This is a genomic window from Pseudoxanthomonas sp. JC1303, assembly GCF_058448525.1.
In genome coordinates, this window is record NZ_CP185958.1 from 3,085,926 (window position 1) to 3,104,820 (window position 18,895).

General features: G+C 62.2%; 10 protein-coding genes and 1 pseudogene. 8 read left to right on the plus strand and 3 right to left on the minus strand.

Features of this window, described 5'->3' with window-relative positions:
- Positions 1–14 precede the first annotated feature (14 nt).
- From rlmKL to ACORQU_RS13825, 3 genes are all read left to right on the plus strand, one after another.
- Entirely contained in the window at positions 15–2,153 is a 2,139-nt protein-coding gene (rlmKL, locus tag ACORQU_RS13815) for a bifunctional 23S rRNA (guanine(2069)-N(7))-methyltransferase RlmK/23S rRNA (guanine(2445)-N(2))-methyltransferase RlmL (protein WP_491641687.1), read from the plus strand.
- A 1,050-nt stretch (positions 2,154–3,203) separates the two neighbouring features.
- Positions 3,204–4,484: an MFS transporter gene (locus tag ACORQU_RS13820; RefSeq protein WP_491641688.1), complete on the plus strand. Its 1,281-nt coding sequence runs from the start codon at positions 3,204–3,206 to the stop codon at positions 4,482–4,484.
- 85 nt (positions 4,485–4,569) lie between these two features.
- Positions 4,570–5,841 (plus strand): MFS transporter, encoded by a 1,272-nt coding sequence (locus ACORQU_RS13825; protein WP_491641689.1) that lies wholly within the window; start codon positions 4,570–4,572, stop codon positions 5,839–5,841.
- Position 5,842: 1 nt separating this feature from the next.
- On the opposite strand, the gene ACORQU_RS13830 is transcribed toward ACORQU_RS13825, so the two are convergent.
- Together ACORQU_RS13830 and ACORQU_RS13835 are read right to left on the minus strand one after the other, a co-directional pair.
- Positions 5,843–7,297: an MFS transporter gene (locus ACORQU_RS13830; RefSeq protein WP_491641690.1), complete on the minus strand. Its 1,455-nt coding sequence runs from the start codon at positions 7,295–7,297 to the stop codon at positions 5,843–5,845.
- Between the two features lie 292 nt (positions 7,298–7,589).
- Positions 7,590–8,267, minus strand: a complete 678-nt coding sequence (locus ACORQU_RS13835; RefSeq protein WP_491641691.1) for an XAC0095 family protein — start codon at positions 8,265–8,267, stop codon at positions 7,590–7,592.
- A 1,105-nt stretch (positions 8,268–9,372) separates the two neighbouring features.
- On the opposite strand from ACORQU_RS13835, the gene ACORQU_RS13840 reads away from it, so the two are divergent.
- From ACORQU_RS13840 to ACORQU_RS13855, 4 genes are all read left to right on the plus strand, one after another.
- Entirely contained in the window at positions 9,373–11,196 is a 1,824-nt protein-coding gene (locus ACORQU_RS13840) for a wall associated protein (protein ID WP_491641693.1), read from the plus strand.
- An 88-nt stretch (positions 11,197–11,284) separates the two neighbouring features.
- Complete coding sequence (locus ACORQU_RS13845; RefSeq protein ID WP_491641694.1) at positions 11,285–12,325, plus strand: RHS repeat domain-containing protein; 1,041 nt, start codon at positions 11,285–11,287, stop codon at positions 12,323–12,325.
- 50 nt (positions 12,326–12,375) lie between these two features.
- Entirely contained in the window at positions 12,376–16,212 is a 3,837-nt protein-coding gene (locus ACORQU_RS13850; protein WP_491641695.1) for an RHS repeat domain-containing protein, read from the plus strand.
- Positions 16,209–16,748: a hypothetical protein gene (locus tag ACORQU_RS13855; RefSeq protein WP_491641696.1), complete on the plus strand. Its 540-nt coding sequence runs from the start codon at positions 16,209–16,211 to the stop codon at positions 16,746–16,748. Before ACORQU_RS13850 ends, ACORQU_RS13855 begins: the two co-directional genes overlap by 4 nt.
- Before the next feature lie 65 nt (positions 16,749–16,813).
- On the opposite strand, the pseudogene ACORQU_RS13860 reads toward ACORQU_RS13855, so the two are convergent.
- Positions 16,814–17,412, minus strand: a pseudogene (locus tag ACORQU_RS13860) (transposase family protein); the annotation flags it as partial.
- 211 nt (positions 17,413–17,623) lie between these two features.
- Between ACORQU_RS13860 and ACORQU_RS13865 the strand changes: the two are divergent.
- A complete protein-coding gene (locus ACORQU_RS13865) occupies positions 17,624–18,598 on the plus strand; it encodes a hypothetical protein (RefSeq protein ID WP_491641697.1) in 975 nt (324 codons plus the stop codon).
- The last annotated feature ends 297 nt before the right edge of the window (positions 18,599–18,895 follow it).

An 18,895-nucleotide genomic window follows, 5' to 3' on the forward strand; every position in this document is an offset into this window, starting at 1 on the left:
CATTCGAGGTTGAAGTGAAGTTCTACGTTTCCTGCGCCAAGGGGCTGGAGTACCTGCTGGTCGACGAGCTGGTCGCGCTGGGCGCGTCCAAGGCAACCGCCACCGTCTCCGGCGTCAATGCCGAAGGCACGCTGCACGATGCGCAGCGCGCGGTGCTGTGGTCGCGCCTGGCCAGTCGCGTGCTGTGGCCGATCGGGGAGTTCGATTGTCCCGACCAGGATGCGATGTACGACGGCGTGTTCGCGCTGCCGTGGACGCAGCATCTGCGCAGCGAGCACACCCTGGCGGTGGACGCGCACGTGTCCGGCGAGGCGATCACGCACGCGCGCTTTGCCGCGCAACGGATCAAGGATGCGGTGGTCGACCACCTGCGTGCCGAAGGCCTGGAGCGGCCGTCGGTCGACGTGGACGAGCCGGACGTGCGCATCAACTTCTCGCTGCGCAAGGGGCGGGCCACGGTGTCCATCGACCTGGGCGGCGGCCCGCTGCATCGGCGCGGCTGGCGCCAGGTGCGCAACGAGGCGCCGCTGAAGGAAAACCTCGCCGCCGCGGTGCTGCTGCGCGCTGGCTGGTTGCAGTCCTACGCCGGTGGCGGTGGCCTGCTGGACCCCATGTGCGGCAGTGGCACGCTGCTGATCGAAGGGGTACTGATGGCGGCCGATGTCGCCCCCGGCCTGCAGCGCCACGGTAGCCTGCCGCCCTCGCGCTGGCTGGGCTTCGATACGGCGCAGTGGAACGCACTGCTGGACGAGGCGCGCACGCGCGAGGCCGCCGGCCGCGCCAAGCTCGGCCAGGTCGCCTTCGGCAGCGACATCGACCCGCGCGCCATCGACGCGGCCCGCGCCAGTGCGCGCGAGGCCGGGGTCGAGGAGGCCATCGTGCTCCAGGTCTGCGATGTGGCCCAGCTGCCCGCACCGCCGATCCGGCGCGGCGTGGTGGTCTGCAACCCGCCCTACGACGAACGCCTGGCCGCCGATGCCGCGCTGTACCGCGCGCTGGGCGATGGCCTGCGCGGCGCAGTGCCGGACTGGCGCGCCAGCCTGCTGTGCGGCAGCGCCGAGCTGGCCATGGCCACTGGCCTGCGCGCGCAGAAGAAGTACCAGCTGTTCAACGGCGCGATCGAGTGCGCGCTGATCTTCGTCGATCCCATCGCGCCGCCGCAGCGCGTGGTCCCCGACGCGCCGGCCGAGCTCAACGAAGGCGCGCAGATGGTGGCCAATCGCCTGCGCAAGAACCTCAAGAAGTTCAAATCCTGGCGCCAGCGCGAGGACGTGAGCTGCTACCGCGTCTATGACGCCGACCTGCCCGAGTACGCCGCCGCCGTGGACCTCTACCAGGAGGCCGAGGGCGCGCGCCGGCTGTTCCTGCACGTGCAGGAATACGCCGCGCCGGCCAGCATCCCCGAGGCCGACACCCTGCGCCGCTTCAACGAATTGCTGGCCGCGGTGCGCCAGGTCTTCGCCGTGCCACACGAGCAGGTCGCGGTGAAGTCGCGCGCGCGCGGCAAGGGCGGCAGCAAGTACGGGCGCATGGCACAGCAGGGCGAGTTCGTCGTGGTCCACGAACATGGCGCGCGCCTGCGGGTGAACCTGTTCGACTACCTGGACACCGGGCTGTTCCTGGACCATCGCCCCCTGCGCGGACAGATGGCCGCCCAGGCACGCGGGCGGCGCTTCCTCAACCTCTTCAGCTACACCGGCGTGGCCAGCGTGGAAGCGGCCGTGGCTGGCGCGGCCAGCACCACCAGCGTGGACCTGTCCGGCACCTATCTGCAGTGGTGCGCGGAGAACCTGCAGGAGAACGGCATCGGCGGCGCCAAGCATCAACTGGTGCAGGCCGACGTGCTGGCCTGGCTGGAAGCCGACCGCGGCCAGTACGAGCTGATCTTCTGCGACCCGCCGACTTTCTCCAACTCCGCGCGCGCCGAGGACTTCGACGTACAGCGCGATCACGTGCGCCTCCTGCGCGCCTGCATCGCGCGGCTGGCGCAGGGCGGGGTGCTGTACTTCTCCAACAACTTCCGCCGCTTCAAGCTGGACGAGTCCGCCGTGGCCGAGTTCGCGGTGTGCGAGGAGATCAGCCCCAGCACCATCGGCCCGGATTTCGAGCGCAACGCCCGCATCCACCGCGCCTGGCGCCTCACGCGCGCCTGAGCGCGTGTGTGGGAACCGCCATGGTGGCGATAGCGGCGTTCCCCACCACATAACGCCGAACTCGCTCGACCCAGGTCAATCTGTAGCGCCGAGCTTGCTCGACCGAGGTCAATCTGTAGCGCCGAGCTTGCTCGGCTGAGGCCAGATCTGTAGAGCCGAGCTTGCTCGGCTGAGGCTTTGCCGGAAGCGCCTCTGGCCGCGCAAACGTGGCGGGGCCTTCTTCGCTAACGCCCCCGCCGAGCAAGCTCGGCGCTACAGATCGGCGCTTTCAGGGCTGCCATGGCGTTGCTGGGGAACCCCACGCCGCTGATGATCCAAGGACACGTTGACGGACTTGTGTGGCGCTTCTGCGATGAATTGAGATCGGGCACGGTGCGCGACGCAGCCAGGCGACAGCGCCAGCAGCCTCCCGCAGCGCCGAGCTTGCTCGGCCGAGGCCCGGATCTGTAGAGCCGAGCTTGCTCGGCTGAGGCTTTACCGGAAGCGCCTCTGGCCGCGAAAACGTGTTCGGGGCCTTCTTCGATAACGCCCCCCGCCGAGCAAGCTCGGCGCTACAGATCGGCGCTTTCAGGGCTGCCATGGCGTTGCTGGGGAACCCCATGCCGCTGACGATCCAGGGACACGTTGACGGACGTGTGTGGCGCTTCTGCGATGAATTGAGATCGGGCACGGTGCGCGACGCAGCCAGGCGACAGCGCCAGCAGCCTCCCGCAGCGCCGAGCTTGCTCGGCCGAGGCCCGGATCTGTAGAGCCGAGCTTGCTCGGCTGAGGCTTTACCGGAAGCGCCTCTGGCCGCGCAAACGTGTTCGGGGCCTTCTTCGATAACGCCCCCCGCCGAGCAAGCTCGGCGCTACAGATCGGCGCCGCCAGCCGACTGTGGGCCAACATGGGCCTGGTATAAAGTGGAACGCGCACCGCACTGCACTGCACTGCACGCGCGTGCGCCACGGACGGCGGAAAACACCATCCGGCTGGCGCATCACTGCGCCTGTCCATGGGACGGCCCCGACCGCTAAGGTGTCCGGCCGCCTCCGATCGACGCCCTGTGCCATGTCCACCGCCACCGTCCCGCTCCGCAACGATGCCAAGGTCCTGACCCTGTCGGCCCTGGGCGGCGCGCTGGAGTTTTACGATTTCGTGGTCTTCGTGTTTTTCGCCAAGACCCTGGCCGGGCTGTTCTTCCCGGCCGACATCCCGGCCTGGTTGGCACAGCTGCAGACCTTCGGCATCTTCGCCGCCGGCTATCTGGTGCGGCCGATTGGTGGGGTGGTGATGGCGCACTTCGGCGACCGCATCGGGCGCAAGCGGCTGTTCGCCTTCAGCGTGTTCCTGATGGCGCTGCCGACGCTGTGCATCGGCCTGCTGCCCACCTACGCCCAGGTCGGCGTGCTGGCGCCGCTGCTGCTGCTGTTCCTGCGCCTGATGCAGGGCCTGGCGATCGGTGGCGAAATGCCGGGCGCCTGGGTGTTCGTGGCCGAGCATGCGCCGCCGAAGAAGGTCGGCTTCGCCGTGGCCAGCCTCTCGGCCGGCATCAACGTCGGCACGCTGATGGGCTCGCTGATGGCCTCGGCGATGGCGCACTTCTTCACCCCGGCTGAGCTGGCCGGGCACGCCTGGCGCATTCCGTTCCTGATCGGCGGGGTGTTCGGTTTCATCTCGGTGTGGCTGCGGCGCTGGCTGGATGAAACGCCGGTCTTCGCACAGATCCGTGCGCGTCGCGCGCAGGCGCAACTGCCGATCAGGGAAGTCCTGCGCCACTACCGTGGCGGTGTACTGGTCTCGATGTGCGTGACCTGGATCCTGACCGCGGGCATCGTGGTGGTGATCCTGATGACGCCCACGCTGATCCAGTCCTCCTTCGGCATCGCCCCGGCGCTGGCCAGCGAGGGCAACGTGCTGGCGGCGGTCTGCCTGGTCATCGGCTGCGTGTGGACCGGTGTGCTGAGCGACCGCATCGGCCGCGCCCCGGCGCTGCTGGTGGCCTCGCTGTCGCTGCTGGTGGCCGTCTATCTTCTGTATTTCGATCTGGCCAATGGCGGGCGCCACTTCCTGCCGCTGTACGCGCTGGCCGGTTTCACCTCTGGCGTGGCGGGGGTGACCCCGGCGGTGATGAGCGCCTCCTTCCCGGCCACGGTGCGCTATACCGGGCTGGCGCTGTCCTACAACCTGGCCTACGCGATTGCCGGCGCGGCCACGCCGCCGCTGGTGGCCTTCCTCTCGCGCCAGGTCGGGCCGCTGGCCCCGGCGCACTACGTGGCAGGCGTGGCCCTGGTCAACGTGGCCCTGGCTTGCTATCTGTGGAAGCGCCCGGCCGTCGAAGCCGCCGCCTAGTCCCGCGCCCGCCGCCTGGCGGCCGCCGCACATCCGGGCCGCCGGCCCGGTATCGTGTGCCGCCTTTGGCCCGAACCTGCCCGTCATGTCCACCTCCACCGTCCCGCTCCGCAACGATGCCAAGGTCCTGATCCTGTCGGCGCTGGGTGGGGCGCTGGAGTTCTACGATTTCGTGGTCTTCGTGTTTTTTGCCAAGACCTTGGGCACGCTGTTCTTTCCGTCCGACATGCCGGCCTGGCTGGCGCAGCTGCAGACCTTCGCCATCTTCGCCGCCGGTTATCTCGTCAGGCCCATCGGCGGGGTGCTGATGGCGCATTACGGGGACCGGATCGGGCGCAAGCGGCTGTTCGCCTTCAGCGTGTTCCTGATGGCCGTGCCCACGCTGTGCATCGGCCTGCTGCCCACCTACGCGCAGATCGGCATCGCCGCGCCACTGTTGTTGTTGCTGATGCGGCTGGTGCAGGGCCTGGCCATCGGGGGGGAGATGCCGGGCGCCTGGGTCTTCGTGGCCGAGCACGCGCCGCCGGGCAAGGTGGGCTTTGCCATCGGCACGCTTTCGGCCGGCCTGAGCCTGGGCCTGGTGCTGGGCGCGCTGGCGGCCTCGGCGATGGCGCTGTGGTTCACCCCGGCGCAGGTGCTGGGGTATGCCTGGCGCCTGCCCTTCCTGCTCGGTGGCGTGTTCGGCCTGGTGTCGGTGTGGCTGCGACGCTGGCTGGACGAGACGCCGGTGTTCGCCCGCATGCGCGAGCGCAAGGCGCTGGCGCGCCTGCCGATCCGCGAGGTGCTGCATGACCATCGCGGTGGCGTGCTGGTGTCGATGGGCGCTACCTGGGCGCTGACAGCGGCCATCGTGGTGGTGATCCTGATGACGCCCACGCTGGTGCAGTCGTCCTTCGGGATTTCCGCCGCGCGAGCGAGCGAGGGCAGCGTGGTGGCCTCGGTCTGCCTGATCGCCGGCTGCCTGTGGACCGGCATGCTGTCGGACTGGATCGGGCGGGCGCCGGCGCTGTTGGTGTCCTCGCTGGCGTTGATGGCCGGCGTGTACCTGCTTTATCTCGACCTGGCGCACGGCGGACAGCATTTCCTGCCGCTGTATGCGCTGGCGGGCTTCACCGCCGGCGTGTCCGGCGTGGCGCCGGGTGTGATGGCGGCGGCGTTTCCCGCGCGGGTGCGTTTCACCGGGCTGGCCCTGGCCTATAACGCGGCCTACGCCATCGCCGGTGCGCTGACGCCGCCGTTGATCGCCTACCTCGCCGCACGCGCGGGCGCGCTGGCGCCTGCGCACTACGTGGCGGTGGTGGCGCTGGTCAACGTGGCACTGGCGCTTTCCCTGTGGAAGCGTCCGGCGCAGGCCTGACTCAGGCCGCTGCCTTGGTGCGGTGGCCGGACAGTTCGGCCCCGACATCCGGTGCGAACTTCAGGTGCCACCAGGTCGAAGAGAGCGAGATCAGGGTGACCACGATGAAGGCGGCGGAAAAATCCGCCAGCTGCGGGCGCGGGTCGTGGCCGATGGAAATGGCCACCTTCAGGATCAACGCGCCCACGCACACGCCCACCGAAAGCATCAGCTGCTGCAGCGTGGTGTAGAGGCTGGAGGCGGTGCTCATGCGGCGAGTGGGCACCGCCTCGTAGGCCACCGTGTTGTAGGCAGCGAACTGGAAGGACATGAACGCCCCGCAGCCCACCAGCAGCACGAACATCACCCAGTCCGGCCAGCCCGGCCGGAACAGCGCGCAGACCGCATAGCCCAGGCTGGCCAGCACGCCATTACCGATCAGCCCGCGCCGGTAGCCCACGCGGCGCAGCAGCCAAGGCGTGAGGATGCGCATGATCAGCGCCCCCAGCGCGGTGGCCAGCACCAGCCGGCCGGCATGCGCGGCGCTATAGCCAAAAGCGAGCTGGAACAGCAGCGGCAGCAGGAACGGCTGCGCGCCCTGGGTGATGCGCATCAGCGAGCCGCCCACCACCGACAGGCGGAACGATACGATCTTCATCAGGCTCAGATCCAGCAGCGGCGCGGCGTGCCGACGCGCGTGCCAGACATACCCCGCGGCGGCCAGCACGCTGACGACCATCAGCGCCATGGCCCGGCCCAGCCCGTCGCGCTGGCTGACCATCTCCAGGCCGAACAGCCCGCAGCCCAGGCACAGCCCGCACAGGATGAAACCGCGCAGGTCGAACGCCTTGGGGTCGTCGGCCGCTTCGATATAGGGGATCAGCTTGCGCACCAGCACGAACCCCAGCAGCCCGATCGGGATGTTGATGTAGAAGATCCAGTGCCAGCTCCAGTAGCTCACCAGCAGGCCACCCAGCGGCGGACCCAACAGCGGGCCCAGGAAGGCCGGCACCAGGGTCCAGGACATGGCCGAGACCAGGTTTTTCCGCTCCACCACGCGCAGCAGGATCAGCCGGCCCAGCGGCGCCATCATCGAGCCGCCAGCGCCCTGCAGCAGGCGCGCGCCGACCATCATCGGCAGGGTGGTGGCCAGCGAACACAACACCGAGCCGGCCACGAACACCACGATCGACGCACTGAACACCCGCCGTGCGCCGTAGCGGTCGGCCATCGCGCCACTGGCCGGGATGCCGATCGCCAGCGCCAGCAGGTAGGCGGTCATGGCGATGCTCATCGCCGGCGCCGAAGCATCGAAGTCCCGCGCCATCGCCGGCAGCGCCGTGGCCAGCACGGTGGCATCGAGCTGCTCCATGAAGATGGCGCAGGCGATGATCAGGGAGACGACGCGGTAGTCCGGCGTCTTGCGGGGTGGACGCGTCGCCGACATATCCGGCCGCGCCTGTGGGGTAGCAGTCACAGCAGAAGATCCTGGGCGCCGCCGCAACCCCGGTCAGTGGGACGGGGCAGGGCAGCAGCGCCGGAAAGGCGGGTGCGCGCAGGATGTCGCACCGCAGCATGGTGAATTATTCGCCGTTGTCATGGGGGCGGCAACTTGAGGCGTCACCGTTCGTTCCGTCAGCCGGGACGTGTGATGGTAATCCCGGCCACCCAACTGCTGAGTGAGACAAAGCGAGGAGCAGGCCGACGACGTCGCCCCGGGCATCCCCGGGCCAACCAACCGCCCTCGCTTCGGCCCATACCTTGCCTGGCTACTGATACGTTGGATGCGGTTGCGAGAGGCGCGATGCGGTGCTAGCCGGTACAGGCGCCGGTCGCACCAGATAGCTGGGAAGCGCTTCGCGCACGCTGCCCAGCGTGCGCTTCGGACTGAAGCGCTGCGACGTGTAGATCTCCTCGACGATGTCATGGATCCCGCGCACGTCCCGGTAGATGGCATCGCCCATCACCGCCAGCGTGGCTTCTGCATACTCGGCATGATCGGCGCAGCAGACCACGTTGCCGATGGCGCGTAGGCTTTCCAGCAGCCGGTTGATCTCGTCGATCTGGCGCAGGGTGATACCTGACAGGTAGCGCTTGTCGGCTGCCGGATCAGCTGGAGCTTGCGTCTCGGCGCCTGCTGCCGATGCCTCGCTTTCCCCCTCGTGCGCGTCGCGCTCCAGCCCGGACGCGACCGCCTCCTTCCCAAGTTTGGCTGGCCACGCGAGTGTTTCCATGATCTGGGCCATCTGTTGCTCCATCTGTCTCAAGCGCCTCGCCACCTTGCCCAGGCGAACCTCTGCATCCGCTGCGGGCTTCACTCTCTTGCGCGGCCGGGCCAGGCTGGCCAGGTCGGCCACCTCGGCCTGCAGTTGCTTCAGCCGTCGCTGGCTGTCCTCCGGTAGGAAATAGCCGGTCGCTCCCTGATCGTGCGTATCTTGCGTCGACATGCTCGCCTCCTCGTTCCATGAAGTACCCGCGCGCCAGGATGGCGACGGGAAGTCGGGAGGTTAGAAACCGCACGTAGCCGGCGGGCGTATTTCCCCGAAGGGTGTTGTATTAGCCGCCCTCCCGACGCGGGCATCGCGTCGGTTTGCACCCCAGAAATTGAGGCACAAAAAACCCACCGGTTTGACGGAGGTGGGTACCGCTACGTGTGGAGTTTCTACGCTCCTTGCAGGGAAGACTGCTACCGGCAAACGCGCGTGTCAACAGGCAAGGTGGCTTGGCAGTTGGTCGGGTTCGCTTGTTCGTGCAGCAACCCGGCAACCCCGCGCCAACTTATGGCATATGAGCCGTCGCCCTATGATCCGCGGCCATTCGAATCTGGACCGACGCATCGGCGCTGCCCGCGCTGACGACGCACTCGCTCGTTGGACCATCCACCCAACGGCCTCGAGTAACTGCACCCGTGGGCGTCCGCTGGCACGGTGTCGGCCACGTCGGGTCTGTACCCACGCAAGGCGGCAGTGGTGTGTATCTCTGGCGGCCAGAAGGCTTCCGCAGTGCGAGGCGAATCGCGTTGGAGTACGCGGTTCCGCAGTCCCCGTCGGCGCCACAGGACTCCGCGTCCGCACAACTCCGGATGGTAGTTGGGACCTCGTCGCACCGCAGTGTGGCTACTTGGACTTCCTCTGCCATGCAAGAACTATTGGCAGCGGTGTTGGCGTTTCAGATGCCTTCGCGCCCGGCGATCGAAACGAACAGGCCCTGCAACACGCGGACTGCTCGATAGAGGAATGTATGTCAGGATTGACATGTGTGCTTTGAGTGACATCTAATCGCCCACCAGTTCGAAGCCCGGAATGGGAGCCGTGGTTCGTACCACTGATAGGTGTGAAGCTTCGTTGTGTTGAGGTTCGCCGACGCGACCTTTCACATCGACGATGACTCGGGGATTCTTTCGCTTTTAAAAAGGGCGGCTGTTCAGACAAGCGCGCGTCGCGCGTGTTCTTTCAGCTTCCTCGTTCGATGGTCGGGCAATGCCTGAGGGGCGTCGCCCGCCTGTACTCCCTTTGCCGCAACGGCAGGGACTATCTAAATCATGATTGCCGCTTGGAAGGCGGCAAAGGGAAAATGATGAGTCGTGGCATGTCTTGGAGTTGCAAGTTCGCATTGACGCGCGGGTTGATGGGAGTCCTGATCGCAACTTTCCTCGTTGCATTTCGGTGTGGTGCCCAGACACCGCCGACTGTCCCGGATGAGTACTCGCGCGCATTGACGGCCCAGTCCGATCCCTCAAGGCTGGATCCTGACAGCATGTTTGGCGATAGCATTGGGATGTATACCGGCTCGCTGGAATTTCTCCAGACAGACGCCTCGCTGGTGGGCAACAACCAATTGGAAGTCGCGATAAAACGCACCGTCCGGATGGGCGACCGACCTGATGGTCCTGGCCCGCGTTCGGGAATGTGGCGCCTGGCAATTCCAAACATCCATGGCGTTTTTGCTGAGGATCGGGGATGGGTGACAAGCAAGGGCGACGATCCAGGCAAGCGTTGCTCCAACTACTGGTGGCCGTTCTCTGAGTACATAGATGGCACGGGCTACAGTTATCCGACGACCGGCAAAAAGCTATTCTTCCCCGAGGAATTTTGGTTTGGTGTTTCTCTCTATCTGCCTGGGTTGGGAGATGAGGCGGTATTGAGGGCAGACAGCTACGCTGGAGAGAGTGTCGGCTGGCCGCGGCCGACAAATGGAACGTCTTATCCTCTCAGGACCAAGTCTGGCTCGGTGATCAGTTGTACCTCGCTGAAGGACGGAGGTGGCGAGGGATTTGAAGTCTTGACGGCTGATGGAGTGTCCTATCGCTTGGATCATATGGTGTCTTATCCAACGCGCCCCTTGCTCAAATATGTCTTCATGCAGAACGACTCCGGGACATTCCGTTTGCAGTGGGTTTTAAATCGTGCCGAATACGTGCTGTGGGTCAGCAGTGTACGGGACCGATTCGGGAATACTGTGACCTATGACTGGGACAAAACTGATCCGCGGAAATTGAACGGGATTTACAGTAGCGACGGGCGCACGCTGACGATTTCTTATGCGAACGGGCAGATTGCTCAAGTACGAGCAGGTGATCGCGTCTGGAATTATACCGGTAACCGGATTGTTTACCCCGACAATTCCTATTGGGAATTCCCCAGCATGGAGCTCTATGCTAATTCCTACGATGAAGGGAGCATTCCTGGCAAGAACTCTCACTGTTACACGCCAGGGTATCCGACGATAAAGCATATGCATGCGGTCATGCGCCATCCCAGCGGCGCGGTGGCCACTTTTGATGCTGTCCCGACGCTTCATGGGCGCTCCAAGACGACAGCAGCGTGCGATATGTCTTATGCGCCCAGTGCAAGCACATGGCAAGAATCGTCTGAGTCCTACCCTGCGACCTATTATCTGTGGTCGCTCACGTCTAAAAGCATCTCCGGGCCAGGAGTCGATACGCCACTGACCTGGACGTACGCCTACAGTTCACCAAATGGCTGTTACGCGACAACGGATCCTAGTGGGAAAAATAATTGCAGCGCGTCCTCGCCCACAACCAAGTGGGTTGATGTGACAGATCCCGATGGCATACAGACGCGTTACACGTATGGCAATGTCTACAATGTCAATGAAGGGCAATTGTTGAGCATTCGGGGGCCGGATCGCCTTGTTGAACAAAGCTATGGTCCTGCTGGGAGCGCCACCTATCCACTTGCCGCTGGCATCGAGGTCGCTCCGCCGCGCAGCATGGCCACTTTCGGTACACGCATGATGCCGCTTCGTCAAAAAACAATCACCCAGGATGGCACCGTTTTCAAGTGGACGGTCAACGCGTTCGATAATATGGCGCGCCCCATCTCGGTCACAAAGAGCAACGCGGCAGCCCCCTAGCTGCTATCGCTTACTTGGATTCTGGTTGGACGTGTATCCCCCGCCGATTCGAGGGGGTAAGTGGGCATTCGTGCCATGGAGAGCTGAGATGTTTCGCATTGCTCGCAGCACATATTCTTTATTTTTCTTGTTGGCCACCGCTTCGGCCTCTGTATCGGCTCAGGTCGCACTGACCGAAACGTATGCCTACGAGGATGATCTGACGCATTGGGTGATCGGTCAGTCGAAGGAAGTGAAACTAAATGGCGTCTCTTCTGTCCGGAACGAGTATGACAGCCTTGGTCGACTGACTAAGGTCTATAAGTTTGGGCTTCCGGTGCAGGCCTTTGGTTACTATCCTGACGGGAATCTGCAGTGGTCCGAGGATGGAAACAAGAACAGGACAATCTACTCTAGTTGGGAGCGGGGTATCCCTCGACTGTTGACATTTGCGGACGGTAGCAAGCAGTCCGCGGTGCTCGATCCCAACGGTTGGATCATCTCAGTCACGGATCAGTCCAACAACACGGTTTCCTACAGCCACGATGCGATGGGTAGGGTGACCAGTGTGGTGTATCCAACGGGAGATGAGGTGGTCTGGAGTCGCACGACGACGTCGATGGCACCCATGGGCGTCGCTGAGTATGGCTTGGCTGCTGGCCATTGGAAAAAGGTGGTCAGTACTGGTAGTGCCCGCCATGAGACTTATTTCGATGCTTTTTTCAGGCCCGTCTTGATTCGGGAGTACGAGGCCGGCGCCAACCAATCGGCGACCACGCGCTTCACCCGATATGAGTACGACTTCCGCGGGCAGGTGACATTTCAGTCTTATCCCGGCGAGACGTCCTCCCTGTTGACTGGTGTCTGGACCTACTACGATAGCTTGGGACGGAAAAAATCCTCGTTTCAGACGTCTGATCAGGCGTCGGGAAATGAGCTTCTCCCGACGACCTATCAGTATCTGTCGGGTAACAGGGTGGTGCAGAAAGACCCGATGGGGCACGTGACAACCACGACGTTCCAGGCTTTCGACCAACCAAGTTATGACGCTCCGACAGTCATCGACGTTGCTGGCGGGGCGAGAACCGTCATCCTTCGCGATGTCTTTGGAAAGCCCGTCAGCATCGGTCGGAGCGGGTCCGGCAGCTGAGCCTGGCTTTGTCACTAACGCTTCCAAACCCGTAGAAGGATCTGGGTCGAATGAAATTTGAAATGAAAGATCGGCGGCAGTCTTCCCTTAATCTCTTTGCTGCTGTCGGCTGCTTTCTTTTGTGCGTGCACGCGCAAGCGGCTTTTGCCGCACGCCAATGTCCTGACGGGTCACCGGCCGGAAGCGCTAATGTCTGCCCACCTGTGCCCGATCCCACTCCCGTTAGAAACGGTAGCTTTATTTCCCAATCCGTGCCAACGACAATGGTGGTTGGGCAGTCCTACGCAGTCGCGCTGAGCTATAAGAATACGGGTCTTACCACTTGGGCCTCAGCCTCGGCATTCAGTCTCGGCTCGCAAAATCCTGGCGACAATACGACATGGGGCACGCATCGCATTGCCTTACCTGGCTCGGTGGCCTACAACCAAAGCGTGACTTTCAGTTGGAACGCGGTCGCGCCTCGAACGCCCGGAACTTACAACTTCCAGTGGCGTATGGTGCAAGACGGCGTAGCCTGGTTCGGCGCGTCGTCCCCTAACGTCTCAGTGCAAGTCCTCGAGTCCGTCATCAAAGGCAACATCGAGGGGATCAGCGGCGGAAACATCAACGGCTGGGCGTGTTCTACACGGTTGAACGCCTCCATTGACGTGCACCTTTATGTCGGTGGTCCCGCCGGGGGTGGTGGCACCGGTCTGGGTGCATTCCAGGCCAACAGAGCAAGTGAGTCGGGTGTGGCCAGTGCCTGCCAAGCCAGTGGCACGGCCTATCGCTTCAGCATCCCGATCACGTCGGCGATGGTCACCCAACAAGGTGGCAAGACCATCTACATCCACGGTATTTCGCCGGTGGGCGCCTCGAATTCGGCGATCTCCAACTCGGGGACATATCGAATTCCGGTAAACGCGGCACCGAGCGCACAACTGACGGCCCCTGCGGCCGGCTCCATCATCGCCGAGAATGGCGCATTTACGCTCTCCGCCAATGCCTCCGATTCGGATGACGGCGTGGCGTCGGTGTCGTTCTTGGGGGACGGCAATGTACTCGCGACCGACGGCAGTACGCCTTATCAAGCCACATGGTCCTCGGTTTCCGAAGGGGCCCATACCATTTCGGTACGCGCGACGGACACGCGCGGTGCGACGACGACGAGTCCCGCTGTCACGGTCTATGCTTCCAAGGTTATAGGCGACATTGGCGCACCAAACGGATCGATCTGGGGCTGGGCCTGTGCGACGTATTGGAACCCTTCGATCAAGGTTCATCTGTATCTAGGTGGTCCTGCTGGATCCGGGGTGTTTGCTGGGGAGTACACAGCGAATCAGGGGACCGACTCAGTGCGGGCCGCCGCATGTAAAGCCAGCGGTACCGCCTACATGTTCGTGATCCCGATCACGGACGCGATGGTGAGTACCTATAGCGGCAAGACCATCTATCTCCACGGCATCTCGCCAGTCGGTGGCGGCAATAATCTGTTGGGACACTCTGGTTCCTACACCATTCCCCAGAACCAGGCGCCGAGCGTCACGCTGACCGCGCCGACCAGCGATCCGCGCCCTCAGGCGCCGGCCTCGATCCAGATGGCGGCTAACGCCAGTGATCCGGATGACGTGGTCACCAAGGTTGAGTTCCTGTCCAATGAGCAGGTCGTGGGCTCCGACACGACGGCGCCCTATCAGTTCACGCTGAGCGGGCTGGCCGCCGGGACCTACAAGCTAAGGGCCGTGGCGACCGATCGTCGCGGTGCGCAGGCGACGTCCGCCACCGTTACCGTCACGGTGAGGAGGGCGCCGGACTCCCCAGCCTCGGTCACCCGCTCCTACGTCTACGACCAGTACCAGCGCCTGTGCAAGAGCATCGAGCCGGAATCCGGCGCCACGGTGGTGGACTACGACGCGGCGGGCAACGTGATCTGGAGTGCCACCGGACTGTCGCTGCCGTCCACGACCAGCTGTGATCGCGACCAGGTGCCGGTATCGGCCAAGGTGGTCCGCACCTATACGGTGCGCAACCAGGTGGACACCGTGTTCTTCCCCGATGGACAAGGCGACCAGGTGTTCAGCTACACCCCCGATGGCCTGCTGGAAGCGGTGGCGACCAATAACAGCGCCGGTGGCGATACCGTCATCAACAGCTACATCTACAACCACCGTCGGCTGATGACGCTGGAGCGGCTGGAGGCGGCCGGGACCACCTCGGACTACACGTACAGTTACGATACCAACGGCAACCTGTCCAGCAACACCTGGGATGGGGTGACGGTGGACTACGCGCCCAATGCGCTGGGCCAGCCAACCAAGGCCGGCAGCTACGCCAGCGCGGTCAGCTACTACCCCAACGGGGCAATCAAGCAGTTCATCTATGGGAACGGCATCGTGCACACGATGCAGCAGAACGGCAGGCAGCTGCCCGAAACCTCGACCGACATGCTGGGTGATGTGCGGCCACTGGACTCGAGCTACGCCTACGACGCCAATGGCAACGTCAAGTCGATCACCGACCACAGTCCGGGCGGCCGCCGCAGCGTGGCCATGTCCTACGACAACCTGGACCGGTTGGTCTATGCTTCCTCACCCATGTTCGGTACGGCGGCCTACGACTACGACGCGCTGGACAACCTCATCAGCCAGCAGGTGACCGGCGGCAACAGTGCGCGCAACTACTGGTATGTCTACAACGCGCAGAACCGCCTGGCCAACATCCTCAATGGCCCTGGCGGCGCAACCATCGTGGGGCTGGAATACGACGATCCAGGCAACCTGAAGAATAAGAACGGTGTGAAGTACGCGTTCGACTTCGGCAACCGGCTGCGTAGCGTGTCCGGGGAAAAGGGCGCCTACCTGTATGACGGTCATGGCCGGCGCGTGCTGGATACCGTCAATGGCGTCGCCAAGCACAGCCATTACAACAGCGGCGGCCAGTTGGTCATGGCCAGCGATGCACGCACCAACACCATCAGCGACTACGTCTACCTGGGTGGCAGCTTGGTGGCCATCCGCGAGCGCGGCACTGGCGGAGGCGTTGCCACGGTCAAGTACCAGCACACCGATGCGCTGGGCTCGCCGGTGGCGGTGACCGACCAGGCCCGCGCCATCGTGGAGACCAGCGAGTACGAGCCCTACGGCAAGGTGGTCAACCGCGCGGAGAAGGACGGGCCGGGGTATACCGGGCACGTGCAGGATGCTGCGACGGGGATGACGTATATGCAGCAGCGCTATTACGATCCGCAGACTGGTAGATTCTTGTCGGTGGATCCGGTGACGGCGAATAGCCGCACAGGAGCGAACTTCAACCGTTACTTGTACGCCAACGCAAACCCATATCGGTTCACCGACCCTGATGGTCGTGTCTCTTATCAAAGGGGGAATACGGTAGTAATTCCGATCTACTACCAAGGATCTGGCGCGACTGACGAATTCATCAAAGCCCAAGTACAAGCGGCGAACGCGCTGGTTGCCGAAGATGGCACTAGGTTCGAAGTGGTGCCGATGAAGAACAATTTATTTCCGCGCTCTAATATTATGGATGTCTCGCCTGGGACCAATCCAAACACAATTGAAGGCGAAGGAATCGTTAAAGGCACGAACGGATCAGCTGCGCATATTAATTCGACTCGCAGCGACGTTGCTGGGGCCACGCTGCACGACTCTTTGCATTTTGTGCCGGGCCTTGGCGATGGCAGGAAATCAGATGGTTATACGCAGGGCACTGATCAAGATGGAAATCGGGTGCGCACCGGGTATAAAGCCGGATTTGGCCCAGATCAAATCATGGCGAATACCGGCGGAAACATGCTAAAGTCGTTCGAGACAAGCTTTATGAACGACGCATTCAATGGGAACGGTAGTGCCGAGGATCTGGAAAGGTTGTTGAGGGATGACGCGAAATGATCAATCGTATGTTTACAGTGGTGTTTTTGGCGGTTATGGCTATTTCTTTTTCTAGGATCTCTCTTGCGGGAGGGCCGCCTCCTGTCAGTCGCCCACAGTCATGTGCAGCCAGCTACTGCGTTGAAGTAATTCCTCAAGCCCCGTATCTGCCTTACCAGATCAAAACAACGACCGATTTGGAAGATCGCACATCAAAGCTAATAATAAAGTTAAAGGGTGGTGGTGCAGTGGCATTTCAGTCGAGGCTGGTCGACCGCCAGCAAATCGGCGTGAATTCATCTTCCCCTACTTGGAGATACGAAGGCGACCTTGGCATTGCGTCCGCGTGCTTGACGTGCACGGAGCCAAGTCGAAGCAAGGATCAGGTATTAGGTATTGCAATTGCAGGAATATCCCTGATTCAATCGAAGCATCTGGCCGATGCCATGGAGGTTTGCTATTGGTCCCTAAATATGGCCTCGGCTGGATATGGAGCGGGTCGTAGCATGGCGCTCGGAAATAAGGTTTGCGTAGCTGACAATAATGTCGAGGATTAGAAGAAGATGTGTCAGGGGCAATTAATCCACGCTCATGAAGCACAACGCGGTAATGGGGTCAGGTTCTAAGGTTTCCCCACGTTTTCTGCTGCTATCGTCATCTGATCTGTGACCGCGGCTGGCAATGATCGCAGGCGGTCCAGCCAGTTGGATATTGGCTCCAGCGGCCATCGTCTGACCAGTGCTTCGCGGCCGACGCGCAGCGTCGAGTAGAGCTTGCGCGTCGTTCGATTGGGTAACGGCCAATGGGCGATGCCAGTGGCCTCGCATCCTAACCCGGCGAGCCAGCTGACGGAGCTTGCGAGCGTACTCACCAGCAGCAGGATCTGCAGGCACCTTGCCGCGTCAGGCTGTCTTCGAGGCCTTGGCCGTAGCGGTGCGACTTGAGGTCGCGGAAGCCGAGCTTGATCTGCATACGTCTGGCGTAGAGGTTAATCAGTTGTCGTGCGCTTGGCGCCTGGAGTTCCGGTGAGTCCACGATGAGCCACGGCTCCCGCTCCCGAGCAGCGGCTTTCAAGCTCATCGATGCCCGGGGGATCTTGCCGGGCTTACGACGATTCGCGCACTTTCGTCCTCGGCGCGGCTTTGCGTGGATCACCAACCTGCATGCGATCGGATCGCTGCGATTGCTCAGCATCGGCGGCAATTCGCCTGGTCGTTGCGACGTCCACCCGATTGAGTTGCTGGCGTTGGTCCTAATGCTTCCTTAGTAGTGATGTAGTATATTTTAAGTGCTGTGGAATATTTGAGCGCAGTGCTTGTAAAAAATAGTTTGCGGGCTACGTTGTTGTTTGCTTGACCGGCCCAGGCGTGTAGAAGTTATCCGTCACTCGGTGGTGGGTCTGGGTTCTAATTTTTATGTCGTGAGTGGAGTGATGGCCTCTCTGAAGATAGGATTTTCTGGATTTCTGTTCGTATTTGCATTCCTTGGTACATCCTTAGCGTCGGCGGAGCCTTTTAGAGGTGGATCCAACTACAGTTGGTATGCCCTTCAGGGCTGCAGCAGAGAGCCATATGGCGTGCTGAAGAATTTCCACCAGGTCACGGATACGGTCGATTCTCAGTTGGCAGCGATGGCGCTCGCTGGTCAAAGGCGCCTGAGGATTGGGATCTTCCACGGACGCAATGCCAGTACGGGTACCGTGATCTCTTCCACGGGCGGAAACTTGCCCAGACAGCAGCGTGAAAATCTTGCTGAACTGCTGGCGAGTGCAAGAGACGCCGGCTTCGTTGAGGTGATCGTTTCGCTTCACCCAGTCTCCGCCAACGATCCTGCGAAATGGGCTGGGTCCACCTGGACTTCTGCGGATGAAAGTTATTTTCAGGAGAACTGGAATCTTGTTTACAACTTGATGCCGCTCTTGAAGATCAATGGACTAAGGGTTCTGATCGACTTGGGGAACGAACTGTCGCCGCCTGTGACGGCATCCTATGCGTGGAAATATTACGCAAAGAAGATGTGGGCGAACTACAACTTCGTGTTTGGGAAGGAAGGGACGGTCGGGTTTTCCGTTCCAACGGGGAGCGCCGACAGGATTGAATTTTTTCGCGAGCTCAATCCGGACGGAGGGCCCTACGTGCTTGACTTTCACCTTTATGGCGATGAGTACAACCAATTGCGCTCTATTGATGTGAAGTTGAAGTCGATTAATTTTCGGCAGGGTATCGTGGTTGGTGAGGCATTTTATAACGATGCTGCTTCTGCGCAGCAAATCGGCAGTGCGATACCGACTCTTTCACGGTCAGTGTATTATGTGATTCAGTGGCCAATGACGCGCACGTCTGACTGCTCTGACGTTAACGTTGCCCCGCCGCTTTCGTTTAGTAATTACATTTCTAAGGGTCTTTAGCCAAAAGGCACGAGCCGCGTTTTGGGGCTTCCGTGGGAGTGGCAGTATTGGATGGTTGCGTTCACTTCTCACTCTTTTTGTAGTTCAATAATTTTGGAGGTGAAACTGAGTCAAAGGTTTGGCTTTATCGGCCCCGGTACCTCAGGGCTAGGATAAAGTTTTCTGGTGGCTCTGTAAGGCGCTAGGCCCGTAACACAGGCTGTGGGCTTTGGTGCCTGCGGGGATATCGGAGCCAAGTCAATTTATTGGCCCCATTGGTTGGTGCAACTGCCGCGCGACCTTGTCGCACATCGGCCC

Coding starts and splice junctions, on each gene's coding strand:
- ACORQU_RS13820 (WP_491641688.1), top strand. CDS start 3,204: ATGTCCACCGCCACCGTCCCGCTCCGCAACGATGCCAAGGTCCTGACC.
- ACORQU_RS13825 (WP_491641689.1), top strand. CDS start 4,570: ATGTCCACCTCCACCGTCCCGCTCCGCAACGATGCCAAGGTCCTGATC.
- ACORQU_RS13835 (WP_491641691.1), bottom strand. CDS start 8,267: ATGTCGACGCAAGATACGCACGATCAGGGAGCGACCGGCTATTTCCTA.
- ACORQU_RS13845 (WP_491641694.1), top strand. CDS start 11,285: ATGTTTCGCATTGCTCGCAGCACATATTCTTTATTTTTCTTGTTGGCC.
- ACORQU_RS13850 (WP_491641695.1), top strand. CDS start 12,376: ATGAAATTTGAAATGAAAGATCGGCGGCAGTCTTCCCTTAATCTCTTT.
- ACORQU_RS13855 (WP_491641696.1), top strand. CDS start 16,209: ATGATCAATCGTATGTTTACAGTGGTGTTTTTGGCGGTTATGGCTATT.
- ACORQU_RS13865 (WP_491641697.1), top strand. CDS start 17,624: ATGGCCTCTCTGAAGATAGGATTTTCTGGATTTCTGTTCGTATTTGCA.